The sequence below is a fragment of the Eisenibacter elegans DSM 3317 genome, assembly GCF_000430505.1.
Taxonomy (GTDB): Bacteria; Bacteroidota; Bacteroidia; order Cytophagales; family Microscillaceae; genus Eisenibacter; species Eisenibacter elegans.
Genome location: NZ_AUMD01000011.1, coordinates 1 through 19,465 on the forward strand (window position 1 = coordinate 1; position 19,465 = coordinate 19,465).

Sequence of the window (19,465 nt, forward strand, 5' to 3'; positions counted from 1 at the left end):
AATCCATGATAGAGATGCTGTAGACGGGTGTGAGGGAGTAGTCCCAATTTTTACCCCTGCGGCCTTGTTCCTGAATGACAAAGGCGGCATAATAGAGGCTTCGGTCTTTGAAATAGCTTTGCGCCGCCCGTTGGAGTTCGATGATGAACTTTTCGCCGTTTTCACCCTCACAGAAGAGGTCAAAAATCGCCTTACGTTCTTCTTGTTTTTTACCCGCCTTTTCCTTGTCGAGGTAGGTTAGGGTTTTGATAGGCGGCAAGTCATTGGCTAACAAGGTGTTGAGGAAGTCGATAAGGATGTCTTTGTTGCGCTCAGTACCAAAGATACGCTTGAAGCCAAAATCAGTGAAAAGGTCGATATAGCGACCGTAAGGCTTGTCAGGAGTCATAGGGTTGTAAATAAGGTTAATGTTATGAAGTAGAGAATTATGAAGTACAGGATGTGAGGCTGTGTCTACAGATATATTTGGCAATCAATGCCAACTATTTGGAGTGTAAATAGGTTTGGATAGGACAACCCAAACCAACCCCATTTTAACACTCATGACAATACAAGGAAAAATCTGCCTTATTACCGGAGCCACTTCTGGCATTGGTCAAGTAACGGCCTTGGAGTTGGCGCGCCAAGGCGCACAACTAGGCCTCATTGTGCGCAACCCCCAAAAAGGGGAGGCTACCCGCCAAGAAATTATTCGCCAAACAGGCAACGAGTCCATACAGATTTTTGTGGCTGATATGGCTTCCCAAGCGCAGATTCGGGCAGTAGCTGAGCCCATCCAACAAGCGTATCCACATATTGATATCCTGCTCAACAATGCCGGGTTTATTGCTGGCAACCGTCGTGAGTTGAGCGCCGATGGCTGGGAGCAGACCTTTGCCGTCAATCATATGGGCTATTTTACCCTCACACAGGTGTTGTTTGAGATGCTCAAGGCCGCTCCCGAGGCGCGTGTCATCAATGTGGCTTCAGAAGCACACCGCTTTAGCAACCAACTCGATTTTGACAACCTCCAACTCCAACGTGGATACAGTGCTATGAAGGCTTATGGCCTTTCAAAGCTACACAATATCTTGTTTACCAAGAGTTTAGCTAAGAGATTGGAAGGCACTAATATCACTACCAACAGCCTACACCCGGGGGTAGTAGCCACAGGGTTTGCTTCTACATCATCAGGCTTTTTTAAGGTATTGGCTCAGTTGGCGCGCCCGATGATGATTAGCGCCCAAAAAGGAGCCGAAACCAGCCTGTATCTTGCTACAGCTGCGGAGGCTGCGCAATACAATGGCCTATACTTTGACAAAAAGCGACCTCGAACGCCCAGCGCTTTGGCACAAAACCCCGAAAAAGCCGAAAAGCTTTGGGAAGTAAGCGAAGCACTGAGCGGGCTAAAGCTGATTTAGTGGCTTGGGGTGCGAATCTCTTGACACAGTTCTACCAACACACCATTGCTCGACTTGGGGTGTAGGAAACAAACCAGCTTGTTGTCTGCGCCACGCTTAGGTTTGTCGTTGAGCAGGGTAAAGCCTTCGGCACGAAGGCGCTCCATTTCGGCCTCAATATCGGCTACTTCGTAGGCAATGTGGTGGATTCCCTCGCCACGCTTCTCGATGAACTTAGCGATGGCGCTGTCGGGTGCGCTAGCCTCCAGCAATTCTATCTTGGTTTCGCCTACGGCAAAAAAAGAAGTACTGACGGCCTCTGACGCTACCGTCTCGGTTTTGTAAGGCTTGGTATTGAGTAGTTTGCTGAATAATTCGTTGGCACTGGCCAAATCCTTGACCGCGATGCCGATATGTTCTACTTTGAGCATTGGAAAAATGTTTGGAAACTTTTTATTTTGCAATGAGGTTGTACTCATTACAAAGTTAGGTCAAATAACTTTGAATTGATGGCCTGCCTCTGTCTGCTCAACCAAGAAAACAATTTTTGCCTTATGATACAAGTTACCGATAAAGCCAAAGAACAATTGGCCACACTCCGTCAACAAGACGGCTATACAGAAGCGCACAACGTACGCGTCTCTGTGAAGGGTGGCGGCTGCTCTGGTCTGATGTATGACCTTAGCTTCGATGACCAAATACAGGCTACTGATGAGGTCTTCGAAGACAAAAATGTCAAGATACTTGTGGATAAGAAAAGTCTTTTGTACCTTTTGGGTACAGTGCTCGACTTCAGTGACGGCCTCAACGGCAAAGGGTTTCAGTTTATCAATCCCAATGCTTCTAGAACTTGTGGCTGTGGCGAGAGTTTTGCTGTATAGCTTTTTTTCATAATGTATAGTTTAATAGTTAAATGCCGGCTTTTCTAAGGCCGGCTTTTATTGTGTTTGTAATCGTAGGCTACCGAAAACTTTGAAAATATGCGTATTCATCTACTTTTGACTTTGTTGGTTTTGATACTACTGAGCGGATGCGAAACAGCCCCGCATCTGGATAATTTTGATACCAAGGTCTGGAAAGCTGACCGATATGCTTGCCAAGGGCAGCGTGAAGCGCTTGTCTCATCACTATACCAGCAAAGAGAGCGTCTCAAAGGCCTCAATCAAGCGCAAATACAGCTGTTGTTGGGCAAACCCGACAAACAACGCCTTTATGAGCGAAATCAAAAATTTTATTATTATTATATAAAATCTGGTGCGCACTGCCAAGAGGGATATCACACAGAAGCCGGATTGGAGCAAATGTTACAATTACGTATCAGTGCCGTGGACATGGTCATAGAGTTGAGTTTCCCTAAGGAATATAATAAGTAGCCTCTAGCGGAAAATGGTCGGAGTAGGTAATATCGCGGCGTGTACGGAAAGTGCTGGCGCGTAATCCTTCACTAAAAAACTGATAATCAATTCGTAAGAAAGACAACCTACCGTTGTAGCTAAACCCAAAACCCCTGCCGGCATAGCCAAAAGCATCATGTAAATGGCGGCGTAGGCGCATATAGGCATAACTGTAGGGCATCTCGTTGAAGTCGCCACAAATCACTACCGGATAGGGGCTGTTGAGGATATAATCTTGGAGCAAGAGCTGTACCTGAGTAGCGCGGATGCCCATTCCCCGGCGGATTCGCTGGGCCGTCTCAGCATAGGCGCGGCGTGTTTCTTCGTCCTCGATAGCATCAAATAGTTGGTTTTCATCAATACTCATCGATTGTAAATGCACATTGATGATTCGAACCGTATCTGCGCCAATCTGTACATCGGCCAAGATACCCTTCTGGTGCGATTTTTTGCCCAATGGAATTTCTGTTGCCCGCACAATAGGATATTTGCTGAAAATAGCCACTCCAAAAAAGCCACGCTTATCCCGCAGGTTTTCTATCGAATTCACATATACATTATAACCCCGCTCTAGAGCGATAGGGCGCAAGGTATTGTACAGCTCCGATTGGTCGGAATGGTAGTATTCTTGCAAACATTTGATGGGCGCAGGATGCTTGGCCACCCAGTCAATCATCGCTCGGCTCTTTTGTTTGTTGGCCTCATTGGGTGTTTCATATACATTGAAAATATGTACATTGTAGCTCAAAACCTCAAAATGATTGGCTGTTGCTGGCCGCTCAGGAGGGAAGGTATAGGTAAAAGTACTCTTTACAAAGCTCATCCCGACCAACAATGTCAATCCCGAAATCAATGCTTTTGAGGGATTGACAAATAGCCAGTAGGCAATCACCCCCAAATGCAATAACAAAAGCCCCGGAATACCAAAAGGGATAAACCCTAACCACCACCAGCCATCTGTCGGAGGGATATACGTAGTTGCATAGGCAATCAATGTGATGATACTGAGTAAAATATTGAAGCGCACCCGAAAGCCGCTCCAGAAAGGTCTAGGTAGTAGTTCTTCCATTTTGAGATAAAAAGCAGCAACAATGCCACCAAAAAACAGTGCCAAGGCCAAAAATACTAAAAATATGGGATGATACAGCCCCAATGTATAGGTCTGAAAGATTCACCTAATCACTTGTAACAATAAAATAACCGCTGTTAGCATATACAATCGGCTCAAATTCATTATTTTAGCTCTCAAAATAAATTATAAGCCACGATTGAAGCCGAGTGTTGTATGATTTTTTTACGCAAAAAACTGATTTTCTGCTGGTTATTCATCTTTCTGATGCTAATACCAAACTATTCACAAGCTTGGGGCTTTTTTGGACATAGGCTGATCAACAGAACAGCAGTATTTACCCTGCCCCCTGAAATGATTGTGTTTTACAAATACTACATCATTTATATCACCGAAAAGGCCGTAAACCCAGATGCGCGTCGTTATGCGGTAGAGGGGGAAGCACCCAAACACTTTATCGATGCCGATGTCTATGACAAGTACTATGGTGGCAAAGGAACCGCCATCCACAAGCTGCCGCGCTATTGGAAAGATGCCGTAGCCGAGTTTGGAGCAGATACCCTACTAGAGTATGGCACAGGACCTTGGAATGTAGAGGATATGAAACACCGCCTTACACGTGCCTTTGAGCGCCGCGATGCGCGCGAAATCCTCAGGCTTTCTAGTGATTTGGGGCATTATGTGGCCGACATCAACGTGCCCCTACATACAACCGAAAACTACAACGGGCAATTTACCAACCAACGGGGCATCCACGGTTTTTGGGAATCACGCCTGCCCGAGCTATTTTCAAATGAGTATGACTTGTTTGTGGGGCAGGCACGCTATCTCGAAAACACACAGTTGGCCGCATGGGAGGCTGTTATCAATGCACATATGGCGCTAGATTCTGTGTTTGATTTTGAACGTATCCTGACAGAGCGCTTTGACGAAAGCAAAAAGTATAGTTTTGAGCAGCGTGGGCGCTCTACCATCAAAACCTATTCCCGCCCCTTTTCGGAAGCCTACCACAATATGTTGGCTGGACAAGTAGAACGGAGATTCAGGGCTTCTATCAAAATGGTTGGCGATTTCTGGTATACCTGTTGGGTTGACGCAGGTAAGCCTGACCTCGAAGGGCTCATCAGCAAGAAAGTGCTCGAAGAAGAAATGAAAGAAATGGAAGAAGAACGCCAAAAAGAACAACGTATCTTGGCTCGTCCACACGAAACACTCAGTTATTTGATGATGCCTTGGCAGAGCAAAATAATGGACAACCTTGCACACAATCATCAAATCCGAACCTGTCGCTGCGACCACGGGCACAGCGCCGAGGTAGACTACCAAAGCCCTGATTTTCAGAGGCTACTCAACTATGATTTCGAAAAACCAAGGCAACACCTACACAATACCTGTACCGACCACCAACACTAACCCCACAAAAACAAACTCCCACGACAAATTGTCAGGCATCCTTTTTTGGCACATTATTTTCAGTCTTGGAACAAGAAAGCTTTGTTTTCAGTTTAATGATTAAGCAAAGCATATATTATCTCTTACCTAAAAACACGATAAACCTATGTTCTGGATTATTGTAGGATTCTTCTTCCTTTTGAGCTTGATTGTTAGCCAAACTCTCAAGTCTAGATTCAGACGCTATTCGCAGGTAGGGCTACGTGCCAATATGACAGGGCGCGAAATCGCGCTACAAATGCTGGCCGATCACGGCATCTATGACGTGGATGTGATGTGTGTGGAAGGGCAATTGACCGACCACTACAACCCTAGTAACCGTACTGTCAATCTTAGCCCAGATGTATACTATGGCAATTCGGCTGCCGCAGCTGCTGTAGCTGCTCACGAATGTGGCCACGCCGTGCAACACGCCACTGCTTATAGTATGTTGGAATTTCGATCGGCGATGGTTCCCCTACAAAACATTAGCGCCAGTGTGATGAACTTTATCTTCATCGCAAGCTTGTTCGGATTTGCGTACAACCTCTTCAGCGCATCGACGATTTTACTGACTATCATTGCCTGCTATGGGGTCATTACGCTCTTCAGCTTTATCACCCTCCCAGTAGAGTTTGATGCAAGTCGCCGCGCTCTAGCGTGGATAGAAGCCCGAGGCATTGCCTCTCCCCAAGAATATGGGATGGCCTCTGATGCGCTACGATGGGCAGCAATGACCTATGTGGTGGCTGCTCTCGGTTCGTTGGCAATGCTCTTGTATTATGTGTCTATCTTTATGGGACGCGACTAGCGCCATCGCTTAGTTCAAAAACGTATATTTTTTCGCACAAATCCGGCAGATAAAACTTATCCGCCGGATTTTTTGTTTGCCTTATGTACAATTGTACCCCAATCTAAAACAGTCTCTCAGATTATCCCTTTCTGATATGAAATCTACTACGCAACTCCCCCTTTCTATTTATACAGAAGCCAACCCCAACCCCCTATCTCTGAAGTTTGTATTCAACCGAATGCTGGTTCCTGATGGAGTAACATTTGACTTCCCCGACGCAGCCAGCACTGCGCAAGCCCCCTTGGCGCAAAACCTTTTCCAAGAATTTGGTTTTGTACAACGGGTATTTATGATGAATAACTTCATTACCATCACCAAGGACGATACCACCGACTGGCACGAGGTAGCCGGAGAAGTCAAAAGCTTTCTCAAAACATACTTTGAAACCGAAAAGCCACTTTTCAGTGTTCAAATGATGAAAGATTATGAAAGCGCTTTCCAGCAAGGCCAAACGACTGATTCGGAGGTAGTTAAAAAAATAAAAGGTATTTTAGATGAATATGTGCGCCCCGCTGTAGAGTCGGATGGTGGTGCTATTGTGTTTCACTCTTACGATGAAGGTGTAGTCAAAGTATCTTTGCAAGGCGCTTGCAGCGGCTGCCCCTCTTCTATGATTACCCTCAAAGCCGGTATCGAAAACTTGCTCAAGCGTATGTTGCCTGACGAGGTACAGGAAGTCGTTGCCGAAGAAGTTTAATCATATTCCCCTACTCCTTGAGACGTATGGTGTTGCTTAATATCACAGAGCCGCCCTACGTCTCCTTGCTTTAACCCCCTACTCGATAAGCAATACCATTGCCTCCTATCCGTATTCACCCGACACATCACCTATACTGTTACTCAGTAACACTAAACGAATAATTCCTTTGGATTGGACTCTTTACCTTGCCCCTTTCAAAAACTATTTGAAGCTTGAAAGAGGGCTGTCGCCAAATTCTGTGGAAGCTTATCTTCGAGATATCCGTAAGTTGATTGATTATTGCCAGCTCAAACAACTTTCGCTCTCTCCTGCCGAGCTTACCCCGGCACACCTCCGTGAATTTCTTGCGTATTTGGCCGAGCTTGGTGTGGCCGACGCTTCCCGTGCGCGCATCTTATCGGGCATAAAAGGCTTTTATCGTTTTTTGATGACCGAAAATATCATCCAAGAAAATCCTGTGGGCTTGGTCGAAGGCCCTCGAATGAGCAAGAAAATACCGGATGTGCTTTCGGTCGAAGAAGTAGATGCCATCATTGCTGTCATCGACCATTCGCGCCCCAAAGGTACTCGCGACCGTGCGCTGATAGAGGTACTCTATAGCTCCGGCCTGCGTGTAAGCGAATTGATTAACCTCAAAATCAGTAATTTATACCTAGACATCGGCTTTATCAAAATTATAGGCAAGAGCAATAGGGAGCGCTTTGTGCCGATTGGGCGCTCCGCGCAACATTATCTCAAAATCTATTTGGAGTATATCCGCAAAAATATCCCCATCAAATCGGAATACGAAGATTATGTGTTCTTGAACCGGAATGGTACGCCGCTTTCGCGTATTATGGTGTTTATGATTGTAAAAGAGTTGGGACAGAAGGCGGGCTTGCGCAAAAATATCAGTCCACACACTTTTCGCCATTCTTTTGCTACCCACCTGATAGAAGGAGGCGCTGATTTGCGCGCCGTACAAGAAATGCTCGGGCACGAGTCAATCACGACTACAGAAATTTATACACATCTAGACCGCGACTATCTCCGCCAAGTATTGACGGATTTCCATCCAAGGGCTGCCGCAAAACCACCAACGGAGGCTCCTCCGAGTCCAAATATTGCTGAAGATAAGCTCGGAGAAGATTAAATCTGTTGTGGCTTAGACACCCAAGCCCAAGTAGCTCCCCGCGCAAGTGTGGAGAAGCTTCAAGGTGTGGTGATAAGGTATTGTTTGTGAGAGACTGCTAGTGTAGATAAAAAATACCACACGCCACTGGACATTTTTGGAAAAGTAGCTCGGAGCTCCAGCTCCGAGAAAAGCTGAGGCCTCATTTTGGGGGTAATTTGAAAAATGTCCAGAGGCGTGAAAATACCAGCAATTTATTGGTGGCGAACAAGCCGGTCTCCTTGGCGAATGGGCAATATGTGGGCATAATGGTTTTCTTGTAAGCAGAAATCCACGTCTTTTTCAGCGCCAAAGCCCTTGAGCCTGTCAAAGTGCCCACAGCCCTCTAAGGCTTGCTTGAGTTGTGGCTTGGCTTGTTGATAGGCACTGCGGCTGAGTATGGACGAATCATCGGCTAGTTGGTGGCTAGAGTGGAGCGCTTCGGCCACAGCTCCAGCAAAAAGCATATCTTCCATATTCACCCGACCCTTCCAGCCTGCGCAAATAAGGACAACCGATTGCGTAGCCTGATAGAGATAGTCGATAACGGCCTGTTTGTTGAGGAAAGCCCCAATGATGAGCGCCTCGGCTTCGTGTGCGTCTTCGATGGCGCGAGTGCCATTGGTGGTCGTCATAACTACTGTTTGCCCTTGGAGGGAGGCTTGCATATAGCTAAAAGGCGAATTGTCTAGGTCAAAGCCTTCGACCTTTTGCCCACCACGCTCGGCAGCGGCCAAAAAACCCTTGGCTTGCCAATCACGGCAGACTTCCAGCTCTTTTACAGGAATAATAGCGGCTACCCCGTGAGCAAAAGCCGTTACCATACAAGAGGTGGCTCGCAAAACATCTATGACTACGGCAATTTTACCCCCCAAAGGATACAAGGGTAGCAAATCTGGGGTCAGGCAAACATCAAGTGTACGCATATATTTGGGACAAGAATAGATAAAATATGTCGGTATATAATTGATTTTCAGTGATTTGCTGTGCAGGGGTGTGCTAGCAAAAGTAGATGCCAGCGGATATTTTCGAAAATGCAGCCCGCAAAGGTCTGACTTTGAGATAATAGGAATGTAAAGCCGAGTTTTTGCCTACCTCCGCCCGCTGCGAAGTTGTGGGCTTTCCAGTCAGAGAGGTGTGGCAAAAATATTAAGCCGAAAATCACAGATGTTTTTGGGTTGATAAATAGTGCTTAATCCGCTGAGGCCTCATTGTGAAAACAATTGCGGCAGCGTGCTTCATACACATCTGTTTCGCCCAATACGACCTGTTCTTCGGAGCCAATCAAGCGGTAAGAATAGCTGGCTACGCCCCCACATCGGACACAGATAGCGTGTAGCTTGGTGATAAATTCTGCCACGGCCATCAATGCTGGCATTTGCCCGAAGGGCTTCCCTTGAAAATCCATATCCAAACCGGCGACAATGAGGCGTTTGCCTTTGTTGGCTAGCTGGGTACACACCTCTACGATTTGCTCATCAAAAAACTGTGCTTCATCAATACCCACTACTGTCGCTTGTGTTTGGGTGATGTGTGTCAGGATGTCGGTGGAGTGTTGTACCGGAACGGAGTAAATGGCATTGGCATCGTGAGAAACCACATGGCTGACGTTGTAGCGCTTGTCAATAGAAGGTTTAAAAATAGCTACTTGTTGTTTGGCTATCTTGGCGCGGTTTAGGCGGCGGATGAGCTCTTCTGTTTTACCCGAAAACATAGAGCCGCAAATGACTTCTATCCAGCCTTGAGATGATTGTTCGGCCTTGGGGTCGAGGTTAGGTTCTAAAAACATATCTTTTAGTCGCCGCAAACGGAGTTGTTGCGGAAGTCAGGAAAAGAGCAAGACAAATAGTTTATCTGCAAAGGTAGGTATTTTTGAGCCAATATCGGGCATCTAATATTGGCTAGCTAGCGCAATACTGTAGACTATATATGAATATAATATACTGATAATTAGATGATTATGCTGATATTTAATGATTTTTTCCTTGGCGTATTTTTAGGCCTAAGCCTACAAGGGTTGAAGCAATACTTACAGAAGATTCCTGATGTCTTTTGGATGAAGATGGTACATATTTGCTAGTAAGGCCTTCGAACCTACTCAATTGCTTGTAAATCCGATAGGCAATCCCTAATTTGCTGCCACATAAAGCCACTTTTTCTGACCTCAAAATGCGCCTCACTATATTCATACATTTGGTATGCCTATGGGTATTGTCTACCTATAGCTTCTGGAGTTATGCTCAAGAGCATTATCCACAATTATCTGAGCAATCTCAAATCAGTCTCATCACCGGCACTGCCGGGCAGCCGCTTTATGCCGCTTTTGGGCATAGTGCTGTGCGTGTATATGACCCGCTGATGGGAATGGATTTGGTTTACAATTATGGTGTTTTTGATTTTGACACCCCCAATTTCTATCTCAAATTTGCCAGTGGTCGTTTGCCATATCAGCTAGAAGCTTCACGAGGCTATGCAGGGCTGATGTATCTCTATGCCGAAGAAGGGCGTGGCCTTTCGGAGCAAGTCCTCAATCTGTCGCAAGCCCAAAAACAGGCTATTTTTGAGGCATTAGAAACCAACCGGCTGCCCGAAAACAAGTATTACCCCTACGATTTCTTTTTTGATAATTGCTCTACTAGGGTGCGGGATTTGTTTCAAAAAACCTTAGGAGCAGACCTTGGGTGGAGCTATGAAGGCTTTCCCGAAAAGCAGACTTTCCGCGACCTCATCCATCCGTATCTGGCACACCGCCCATGGATTGACCTTGGGATCAATCTGCTTCTGGGTTTGCCTACAGACAGGGTCGCCAAACCTGCCGAGTATTTGTTTTTGCCCGAATACCTCCAACAAGCTTTTGACCAAGCTACTATCCGCATAGATGGCAAAACACAACCTTTCGTTGCCCGTACAACCTCGCTCTTAGAAGCCCCCCCTGAGGCTACAGTTCCTACTGGTTTGACTGGCCCATGGATACTAGGCATCTTGATTTTGGTTTTTGCGGCTACAATGACCTGGCTCGACTATCGCCGCCGTCGTTTGTCTTATTGGACGGACTCGTTGCTGCTTGGCACTGTCGGACTGATAGGGTGCTTTTTTGTATTGCTTTGGGTAGGTACTGATCACCAAGCTTTGCCCCAAAACTGGAACTTGACTTGGGCTGTGCCCTTACACACCCTTTGGATGATAGTGGTATTGGGGAGCAAGAAGTTGCCCGACTATGCGCGCTTCTATGCGCTTTTGGCCACTATCTGGTATGCGTTGGTATTGTTTACTTGGCCGCTACATCCACAACCGCTACACCCGAGTCTAATACCCATAATGCTCGCCTTGGCGCTACGCTGCTGGGCAGTATATCGATGGGCGAAATAACACCACCCCTAACGTTAAGTGTATGTCGACTACCTCCACCTGGACAATAGCCGGAGTACCTGAGCATTTTAACTTGCCTTGGTACGAACTAATCCACAAGCAATCATTAGTTCCTCAGGGCATCCATTTGCAGTGGCAAGACTATCCCGGTGGTACGGGTGCTATGCTCGAAGCCCTACATCAAGGTAAGGCGGATGTGATTATCGCCCTTACAGAGGGTATCGTCAAAGAGGCTCTCAAACCACACAGTCAGCTTGCCATCATCGGCATTTATGTAGAAAGTCCACTACAATGGGGCTGCTTTGTGCGTGCCGATGCGCCTTATGAGCAGATGAGCGAGCTAACACAATCTACCTACGCAGTGAGTCGCTTAGGCTCTGGGTCGCATCTGATGGCAATGGTTGAAGCCCAACAACGTGGGCAAAACTTAAAGGAAGAGCAGTTTAAGGTTGTAGGAGGGATAGAGGGAGCTGTCAAAGCAATACAGGCCGATGAAGCACAAGTGATTTTGTGGGAGCGCTGGATGACACAGCCCTATGTTGCCCAAGGGCTGCTCAAGCGAATTGACATATGCCCAACGCCTTGGCCTTGTTTTTTGATGGCTGCTAATAAGCAATGGGCTCATAAACAAGCTGCTACTTTAAAACAATTACACGGATTGGTATCAAAAGAAGCACAAGCCTTGCGTCTCAATCCGGCGCTGGCGCAAGTAATTGCCCAACGATTTGGCTTGTTGGAGACCGAGGCCGAGGCTTGGCTTCAGAATGTCCGCTGGAGTACCCAAGCCATATTTAGCGAAGTACAGTTCAGACATACAGCCAACACCTTGATGCGTTGTGGCGCAACTCCTATGCTATCCGAAGCTCAAATACATCAATGTTATCAAGAAGCCACACAGCTGTAGTGGGAAAAGCAGCTTGGAGCTTTGGCGCTGAGAGAGTATGCGGTACTTTGTGAGCAGCCCCAAAACCGAGCCACATAAGCTGTAGGTGAATTTAGAAAAACTACAATAAAAAAAGAGCTGCTATAAGCAGCTCCTTTATTCTTGAATAATAAAAAGTGCAAGGCCAAAAGAGCCTCATTCATACAACGTTAAAACTCCCACAAATTGTGTTCATACTCCATCAAATCATACTCATATTGTTGTGAAAGCTCCAATACGCGGCGGGCTTTGTCTGGAGCATCAGGATATTCATCACTGATGATTTCAACTAGATTTTTGTCTTCAGGGTTAATCACCTTTACGATACGAGAGCTAAATAAGCGCAGCTCGAAAGCGTCAGCCAAGCTCATGTGGCGGCGAGGGTTATAAGGGTTTACCCAATGCCCACGTACAGCCTGAGCAGTACCACCCCTAGCGACTGTGCGCCCGGTGTCATCAGTACGGTCTTCGTACTGCGATTGGTCATAAATCTCCTTAAAATAACGGTAAAGGTCGCTAAATTTGAAAGTAGCCACAGGGCGGTCGAAGGCCAGAGACCCTCCATCTGTAAATGCGGCGGCTTCAATAAAAACAGTTACCGTCTGAATGTCATAATACATACGTGAGCGGCGCTTGTCGAAGATCAGGTCTTCACGAATTTCAAGCACTGACATTTCGCGGGGTTTGGCCGGTACTACGCCAATGTCAGGATCATCAATTTCGATTTTTTTCTCGAAGTCTTCTAGCTCGATAGGGTTAGATACCCCATCCGAAGAAGGCCCACCGTCAAAGTCATAAGGTGTGATTTTGCCTTCACGTACGCCACGAATAATCAAGGCTGTGATTTCATTACCTTGCGAGAAGAAGGGCAGGTTTTGCTTTTCTTTTAAGTTGATTTTGCGCCAGAGCGTCGTACGGTACATTACGTCGGCCTCATAGATAGGCTGTCCGTAGATATAGCGCAGCTCTTCATCAGCTCTGATAGAGAGGGGGTTGTAGCCCAGCTCACCAATTTGCGCTTGGCTTGGCATAGACAAGCTCAGTAGGCTTATCAGAACTATACCAAAGACAAATAAATTTTTCATAACAATCACCGTTTTGAACTTTAAAAAGTATGCCATCTGCTCATCAAAAACGTACAGACGGCATACTTTCGTACATATCACACGTGGTTTGTAAGATTATCGGGCAAAGAAGCTGATAATACGGCCACGCTTCAAGTCAACATTTTCTACACCACCAGTAGACATTGCGCGTTGTACGCCCAGCACTTTCACGCTGAAGCCGTCGCCAGCACGGATGTCAAAGGCTCCGAAGTTGATCGCTCCACCGCCAAAAGTTTGTGATTTTACGGCTGCTCCGCCGCGCACTTGAGTAACTTCTACTGAGGTTACGTTATAGCGAGCTTCGTTGGGGAGCAATTCAGCAAAGTTTTGGTCAGGAATCGCTTGGATACTCAAAGTACCACCTACACGAATCGGCTTCTCTGTATCAATGGGGCCGTTAGGGCCTACTAGAGCTACTGTTGGAGGGGGAACAGGCTTCACTTGGAACTCCTTATCACCCAACATATTGCCACCGTTCGTTACAGTAACTACTACTTTACCTAGTGAGGTTGGAACAACCACCACATCACCTTTTTTACCTCCAGGGATTGCGCGAGCATTAGAGGCGTTGAATTGAGGGTTGTAGTTAGCTCCAAGGTTAGAAATGGTAGAGAGTCCGTTGGCACAGTTGAGATACAATACTGGAGGCGTACTTGTAACGATTTGGAAGTTAGGCGCTACAACTACATATTCTCCTTCATAGGTAAACAAGCTATCCTTGCCTTTGTATTTGAAAGAAAGTGTACCTTTCCAGGCTACTTTGCGCTTACCTTCACCGTCATATCCGCCGCCACCAGCTACTTTTTGGGTGATTTCACCGACACCGTTCTTTACTTCGATGGGGCTGCCGTTGAAAGTCATATCTACCTTAGCAGATGTGGTGGCAAATAGGAACATTTTAGCTTTGAATTCTTCGCCAGGGAAAAGCACGTTAGACTCTGCGGCTACGGCCACGCCCAAATCATCGAAGGGAACTGTTTCAGCACCTAATTTTTTGAGAATGGTTTGCTCGTAGCGCAATACTTCAGACTGTAGCTGCGTTAATACTGCTAGAGCCGCTACTACAGGAGTAGCTTGGAAGCTGGCGTTGGCAAAATCCTTATCGCGTTGTATGGGGTCATTGCGATAGATAGCTTTGTTTTGGTTGCCTTCGGCCAAAATAGGTAGTGGGTGGTCAGCACCAAGCTCTTCTTTGTAAGTGGTATTGAGCCACTGAACAAAGCCGTTGACTTTGCTTTCCAACTCATAGCCTTTACCATTTTTAGCGCCAACAGGGCCAACCATTGTCTGCTCCACTTTCATCTCTTCTTTGGGGTTTTTCACTACCCCATCTTCGTCAATGCCATCACCGGCAAACTCAATCAGCTCTTTTTTAAGATCCTTCATGTAGTCAATGATTTCTTTTGACCTTGTGCGAAGCTCGTTGGCACGTTTCACATTCGCTTGCAGCTTTTTGTCCTCTGGGCTTTCCTTAGCTTCTTTATCAATTTGTTCTAAAGTAGCGATGATAGAGTTTTCGGCTGCGATGAATGAGTTCTCCAAACTTGCGTTTAGGAATATGAACTTATCCATGATGGACGAGCTTACTTGGAGTGCCAACATCGCTGTTAGTACCAAGTACATCATGCCCACCATTCTCTGTCTTGGGGTTTCTTTTGCTCCTCCAGCCATAGTATGCTATTGTTTTTATTGGTTCGACAAATATTTTATTTGAATACAACCCAATTAGCTTTTCATGGCTGCCAGCATACCACCGTACACTTTGTTGAGGGAAGTAAGATTGTTGGTGAGGCCGGAAAGCTCCTGCTTGAATTTCTCGGTGTCTTTGCTAGACTCAGAGACACTCTGCATAGCAACAGATAGTTGTTGGTAGTATTGTCCCATAAGCTGAATATTCTTGCTTGTGTTTTTCACTTCTTCGCCGTATACTGTATTGAGGGCGCTGAGGTTATCGGTCAACTGCTTCAACTGTGCGTGATAAGCTTTCACATCATTAGATGCGTTGGAGAGCGACTGCATGGTAGTTACGGTAGTCTGGAAAGACTTATTCATTTCTACGATAGCATTAGAGGCTAGCTTCAAGTTTTTGCTATATTCTTCAGTAGCAACAGAGGCGTTAGCTAGTTTGCTCATTTTAGAGACATTTTCAGAGAGGTCAGTCATTCCTTTGCCAAACTGGTCAATCATCTTGCCATCTACTTTGTCGGCGAGAGCTTTTTCAAGCGCTTGCATTTTGGTAACGACAGAGACATCCTGACCGGGAGTTTTGGCAGCGGGGAGGTTTCCGAGGTTACTGAGGTCTAGACCTTTAGAGGTAGGGTCATTGAGTTGGGGGAATAGGCGTTCCCAGTTGTGGCGGTGTGGCTCATTAGGAATAGGCTGGCCTGCACCCAAAAGGAACAGGAAAGCTTCTGTAAGTAGACCTACGGTCAACATTTCGCCTGCGAATGGCCAGTGCATAATTTTGAACAAGGCACCCACGATTACAAGGGCTGCCCCTGCGCTGGTTACACGAGGAACGATTTGAGCGTATACCCACTCATAAGTACTCATTTTGTTTGCACTCATTGTTAGTCAAGATTTAAGTGATAATTAATGGATATGATAATTGTGTATGTGGTTCGTTGTGTTCTAAAGTTAAGTGTTGCATCGATACGATGCAACAAACCCAACTCATTTTTGCTTAAAACTCGTCGCCGGAAGAACGTCCGAGGTAAGTCATGGCGCATCGGAAGCCGATAGAAGTAGAGGCCGAGTCCCAGTGTTGCCAAGTTTTGGTACCTGTTTCGCAATAGTAGGCGATGTCTTTCCAAGAGCCACCTCTTACGACGCGGCGGTTACGCAAATCACCAGCTTCTTCGGAGGTAGGCGGGTTAAACACGGGGTTGATGTCCCACACTACTGGTACTGAAGACTCATAGTAAGCATCTTGACACCATTCGGCTACGTTGCCGGCCATATCATAGAGACCGTAGTCGTTGGGGAAGTACTGGGCTACTGGGCCTGTGTAGGCAAAACCGTCGTCGTAGTAGTTGCCGCGCCCGGGTTTGAAGTTGGCGAGCATACATCCTAAGGTATTACGTACATAAGGGCCGCCCCAAGGGTATTTGGCCATATCGCGGCCGCCACGTGCGGCGTATTCCCATTCTGCTTCGGTTGGTAGGCGGAAGCGTGGTGCGGCATAAGGCTCACCTTTTTGAACTTGCTTGTAGTAGCTCAAGTGTAGCGTGCGCCATTGGCAGAAGAGGTTGGCTGCATACCAATCCACACCCACTACAGGGTAGTCGTCAAAAGCTGGGTGCATATAATAATACTCCATCAGCGGGTCGCCCATGTGGTGGGCATATTCTTTTACCCAGAGGTCTACATCGGGGTGAATTTTCTTTTTGACATCATCAAAGCTAGGCACATCAAGGCTACCAGTAGCTTGGTTTTCAAAAATCTTGTTCATTACTTCCTCTTCGTAGTCAGAAGGGATGCTCTCGGCGGCATCGTCGGATTCAGGGTCACCACCTGAGTAAGCGATGGCGAGGTCTACAAAGAAGCGGTATTGGTTATTAGTAACTTCTGTCTGATCCATAAAGAAGGCACTAATAGTAATTTGCTTGTTGTAGTTGATTTGCGAAGAGGCTGGGTCTTCATCAGCCTGCCCCATGTGAAAAGTACCGGAGGGGACTACCACCATGCCACTGGGGATATACTGGCTATAGTTCTTACGGACATCGCTGAAGGAGTATATCTCGCCTCTTGAACCGTTGATGCGGCTTTCAAGGCTGTCCTTGTTTTTCTTGCCAAACAATCCGCAACTCTGCAAGGAAACAGCAAAGCCGAGAAGCGTCAGCAGCATCCATCGGTAATTCGACCTTGATTTATTCATAACACCTATAAAATTTATTATACACGTTTGTGGGTTAAAAACTTACGAACACTTTATTGATTTTGTGGTAGTTACTCTCTTGGGTGCAAACTTCATACTAATTTTCAAAAAAACGAAAAATTTCCGATGTTTTCAGGGTTAAGTTTCGGGGGTATAACGTACAGGTTATCATCTTAGTATCTGAAGCGTGGAGTTCTTATGATAGTAGGTTTTTTCAAGGGAGCCACAGGCAAGATGTATGCCACATTAATCTCGTGAGAGGTAGGAGATTTAGCAACTTGCCCTTGGGGGACATAGTCGAAGGCATATCCTAGACGCATTTGATTATTGCCCACGGCAAAATCTGAGCCAACAATTACGCTGAAGGCATCTTGGTAGCGATAAGCGAAGCCACCCCAAAATTTGGTGTTGTAGGTTTGGTAGGCTGCAATGGCATTAATATCGACTGAAAAGTTGCTGAAATCTGATTTGATAAGCGCTGAAGGGGTAAGATACCAAGCGTAGGCCAAGCGAAATTCGTAGCCAGCCATAAGATAGGCGCTGCGTTTGAGTAGGTTTTGTTGGTCACTGAATCCGAAGTTGTAGTTAGGTTCGTTGAGGTGTCTTACGCTTGCGCCTATAAAAAGTTGCTCTCTTTTATAATAAATTCCGGCGTGGAGGTCGGGTAGTATTTGTGAGGCATCTCCTTGGCCGATGATGGGGTCGTTATTGTCGACGGGGCGCAGCCTGTTGAAGTCAAGCCCTCGGGACTGGATGCCGCCGCTCAGGCCTAGTGATAGCTCGGCTATGGGGAGTTTGAAATGGTAGGCATAGGAGAGTTGTACTTCGCGGTTGATTTGTGCGCCGATGGCATCGTTGACCACTGTCAGCCCGATGCCACTACGCAGGAGGGGAATACGGGTAGAGGCCAACAGCACTTGCGTAACGGGAGCGCCGCCTTGGTCGAAGGAGGGATTGTAGCCTGCCCATTGGCTGCGGTGAGTGAGGGAGATGTTGCGCTCATACTCGCTACCTGTATAGGCGGGGTTCAGGTATTGGCGATTGAGCAAGAACAGGCTAAATTGAGGGTCTTGCTGTGCGTATAAGGGGTAGCAAAGCAGGCTGGTAAATAACCATAGGCCGAACCCATACAGATAGATGAAGAAGGGTAGTTTTGCACTCATACTGTTTTAGTCCTAACAACCAAAAAAGGTTGGCTATCGTTTTGGCTTTGCGTGATTTGGCACTAAAGATAAAGAAGGCTTTGCAGAATATAAAACTTAGAAACGCTTAATTTCCAAACTTTATGCCCTACAAAGCCTTCTATTTGGCAAAGCAGCCCTTAGGGGTATCTGATGGTATTGGCAGACAGGGGGTTATTTAATCTTGTTGGCCAGTTTGATATACTCTTCGATAGCGCCGGTCATAGAGGGCGCATTGGGCATAGGGGCTTCGATGTCCAATATTAGGCCAGCATCGCGTACGGCTTGGGCGGTAGTAGGTCCAAAGGCGGCGATACGGGTGTCGTTTTGTTTGAAATCGGGGAAATTTTCAAAAAGAGATTGGATACCGGAGGGGCTGAAAAATGCGATAATGTCGTAGTTTACATCCGAAAGATCCGATAAATCGCTGGAGACTGTTTTGTACATGACAGCCTCTTGGTGTTCGATTTTGCTTTGCTTTAAGAAAGCCGGAATATCGTCTTTACGAATGTTGGAGCAGGGGTAGAGATACTTCTCGTTTTTGTGTTTCTTGAACACATCGAAGAGATCGGAGGCCGTCTTTTCGCCTACAAACACTTTGCGCTTGCGTACAGTGATGTATTTCTGGAGGTAGTAGGCTGTTTGGTCAGACACACAGAAGTATTTCATCTCTGGAGGCACTTCTATCTTGAGGTCTTTACACATCGTGAAGAAGTGAGTTACAGCATTTCGACTTGTGAAGATGACTGCTGTATAGTCGAGGATGTTGATTTTCTGTTTGCGAAACTCCTTGACAGAAACCGGCTCTACGTGAATAAAGGGGCGAAAATCAACCTTAACTTTATACTTTTGGGCTAAAATGTTGTAGGGTGATTTTTGCAAATCAGCGGGTGGAGGTTGTGAAACTAAAAGGCTGGTTACTTTTTTCAAGCGGCTGTCTCTGATTGTGTTGGTTTGCATCTCGCTCATGCGCTCTGAAAATTTCCGTGGGCAATTTAAGAACTAAACTGACTGGGTTGTCTGTCTTGGAATTT

20 protein-coding genes are annotated in these 19,465 nt (G+C 46.4%); 9 read left to right on the forward strand and 11 right to left on the reverse strand.

From position 1 onward, the window contains the following. On the reverse strand, positions 1–388 hold a 388-nt coding region (locus tag G499_RS0100545), incomplete at its 3' end, for an Rpn family recombination-promoting nuclease/putative transposase (RefSeq protein WP_026998321.1). Between the two features lie 154 nt (positions 389–542). Here G499_RS0100545 and G499_RS0100550 point away from each other — a divergent pair. Further along, entirely contained in the window at positions 543–1,400 is an 858-nt protein-coding gene (locus G499_RS0100550; RefSeq protein ID WP_245576621.1) for an SDR family oxidoreductase, read from the forward strand. Here the strand turns inward: G499_RS0100550 and mce are convergent. Beyond that, positions 1,397–1,810 carry a methylmalonyl-CoA epimerase gene (mce, locus tag G499_RS0100555; protein WP_026998323.1) on the reverse strand — a complete coding sequence of 138 codons (414 nt, stop codon included), beginning with the start codon at positions 1,808–1,810 and terminating at the stop codon, positions 1,397–1,399. The two genes, G499_RS0100550 and mce, sit on opposite strands and share 4 nt — an antisense overlap. 123 nt (positions 1,811–1,933) lie before the next feature. Between mce and G499_RS0100560 the strand changes: the two genes are divergently transcribed. Then, a complete protein-coding gene (locus tag G499_RS0100560; RefSeq protein ID WP_026998324.1) occupies positions 1,934–2,260 on the forward strand; it encodes a HesB/IscA family protein in 327 nt (108 codons plus the stop codon). 99 nt (positions 2,261–2,359) lie between these two features. Beyond that, positions 2,360–2,752 (forward strand): hypothetical protein, encoded by a 393-nt coding sequence (locus G499_RS0100565; protein ID WP_026998325.1) that lies wholly within the window; start codon positions 2,360–2,362, stop codon positions 2,750–2,752. Here G499_RS0100565 and G499_RS18215 read toward each other — a convergent pair. Further along, complete coding sequence (locus G499_RS18215; RefSeq protein ID WP_154658261.1) at positions 2,733–3,842, reverse strand: endonuclease/exonuclease/phosphatase family protein; 1,110 nt, start codon at positions 3,840–3,842, stop codon at positions 2,733–2,735. The genes G499_RS0100565 and G499_RS18215 overlap by 20 nt on opposite strands. A 267-nt stretch (positions 3,843–4,109) precedes the next feature. On the opposite strand from G499_RS18215, the gene G499_RS18220 reads away from it, so the two are divergent. From G499_RS18220 to xerD, 4 genes are all read left to right on the forward strand, one after another. Then, positions 4,110–5,255, forward strand: coding sequence for a zinc dependent phospholipase C family protein (locus tag G499_RS18220; protein WP_342663909.1), 1,146 nt, complete (start codon positions 4,110–4,112; stop codon positions 5,253–5,255). Between the two features lie 145 nt (positions 5,256–5,400). Further along, on the forward strand, positions 5,401–6,084 hold the full coding sequence (locus G499_RS0100580) for a zinc metallopeptidase (protein ID WP_026998326.1): 684 nt from the start codon (positions 5,401–5,403) through the stop codon (positions 6,082–6,084). 136 nt (positions 6,085–6,220) lie between these two features. Beyond that, positions 6,221–6,823, forward strand: coding sequence for a NifU family protein (locus G499_RS0100585; RefSeq protein WP_026998327.1), 603 nt, complete (start codon positions 6,221–6,223; stop codon positions 6,821–6,823). A 169-nt stretch (positions 6,824–6,992) separates the two neighbouring features. Then, complete coding sequence (gene xerD, locus G499_RS18225; RefSeq protein WP_051295797.1) at positions 6,993–7,958, forward strand: site-specific tyrosine recombinase XerD; 966 nt, start codon at positions 6,993–6,995, stop codon at positions 7,956–7,958. A 233-nt stretch (positions 7,959–8,191) separates the two neighbouring features. Here xerD and G499_RS0100595 read toward each other — a convergent pair whose 3' ends face one another. Further along, positions 8,192–8,902, reverse strand: coding sequence for a 2-phosphosulfolactate phosphatase (locus tag G499_RS0100595; RefSeq protein ID WP_026998328.1), 711 nt, complete (start codon positions 8,900–8,902; stop codon positions 8,192–8,194). A gap of 266 nt (positions 8,903–9,168) precedes the next feature. Then, positions 9,169–9,765, reverse strand: coding sequence for a thymidine kinase (locus tag G499_RS0100600; RefSeq protein ID WP_026998329.1), 597 nt, complete (start codon positions 9,763–9,765; stop codon positions 9,169–9,171). A gap of 380 nt (positions 9,766–10,145) precedes the next feature. Here G499_RS0100600 and G499_RS0100605 point away from each other — a divergent pair, with 380 nt between their 5' ends. Both G499_RS0100605 and G499_RS18230 read left to right on the forward strand, forming a co-directional pair. Further along, complete coding sequence (locus tag G499_RS0100605) at positions 10,146–11,345, forward strand: lipoprotein N-acyltransferase Lnb domain-containing protein (protein ID WP_026998330.1); 1,200 nt, start codon at positions 10,146–10,148, stop codon at positions 11,343–11,345. Positions 11,346–11,367: 22 nt separating this feature from the next. Further along, positions 11,368–12,249 carry a type 2 periplasmic-binding domain-containing protein gene (locus G499_RS18230; RefSeq protein WP_154658263.1) on the forward strand — a complete coding sequence of 294 codons (882 nt, stop codon included), beginning with the start codon at positions 11,368–11,370 and terminating at the stop codon, positions 12,247–12,249. A 188-nt stretch (positions 12,250–12,437) separates the two neighbouring features. Here the strand turns inward: G499_RS18230 and G499_RS0100615 are convergent, their stop codons facing one another. The 6 genes from G499_RS0100615 to G499_RS0100640 form a co-directional block, all read right to left on the reverse strand. Next, the gene (locus G499_RS0100615; RefSeq protein WP_026998331.1) at positions 12,438–13,352 is read right to left on the reverse strand and encodes a hypothetical protein; all 915 of its coding nucleotides are present in this window, start codon (positions 13,350–13,352) and stop codon (positions 12,438–12,440) included. Between the two features lie 96 nt (positions 13,353–13,448). Further along, positions 13,449–15,044 carry a type IX secretion system motor protein PorM/GldM gene (gene porM, locus G499_RS18235; RefSeq protein ID WP_081413579.1) on the reverse strand — a complete coding sequence of 532 codons (1,596 nt, stop codon included), beginning with the start codon at positions 15,042–15,044 and terminating at the stop codon, positions 13,449–13,451. Positions 15,045–15,098: 54 nt separating this feature from the next. Further along, entirely contained in the window at positions 15,099–15,941 is an 843-nt protein-coding gene (gene porL / locus G499_RS0100625; RefSeq protein ID WP_026998332.1) for a type IX secretion system motor protein PorL/GldL, read from the reverse strand. Positions 15,942–16,056: 115 nt separating this feature from the next. Further along, positions 16,057–17,250 (reverse strand): T9SS ring complex lipoprotein PorK/GldK, encoded by a 1,194-nt coding sequence (gene porK, locus G499_RS0100630; RefSeq protein WP_026998333.1) that lies wholly within the window; start codon positions 17,248–17,250, stop codon positions 16,057–16,059. A 173-nt stretch (positions 17,251–17,423) separates the two neighbouring features. Further along, entirely contained in the window at positions 17,424–18,413 is a 990-nt protein-coding gene (locus G499_RS0100635; protein ID WP_051295801.1) for a PorP/SprF family type IX secretion system membrane protein, read from the reverse strand. Positions 18,414–18,605: 192 nt separating this feature from the next. Beyond that, on the reverse strand, positions 18,606–19,400 hold the full coding sequence (locus G499_RS0100640; protein ID WP_026998335.1) for a uroporphyrinogen-III synthase: 795 nt from the start codon (positions 19,398–19,400) through the stop codon (positions 18,606–18,608). Positions 19,401–19,465: the final 65 nt, after the last annotated feature.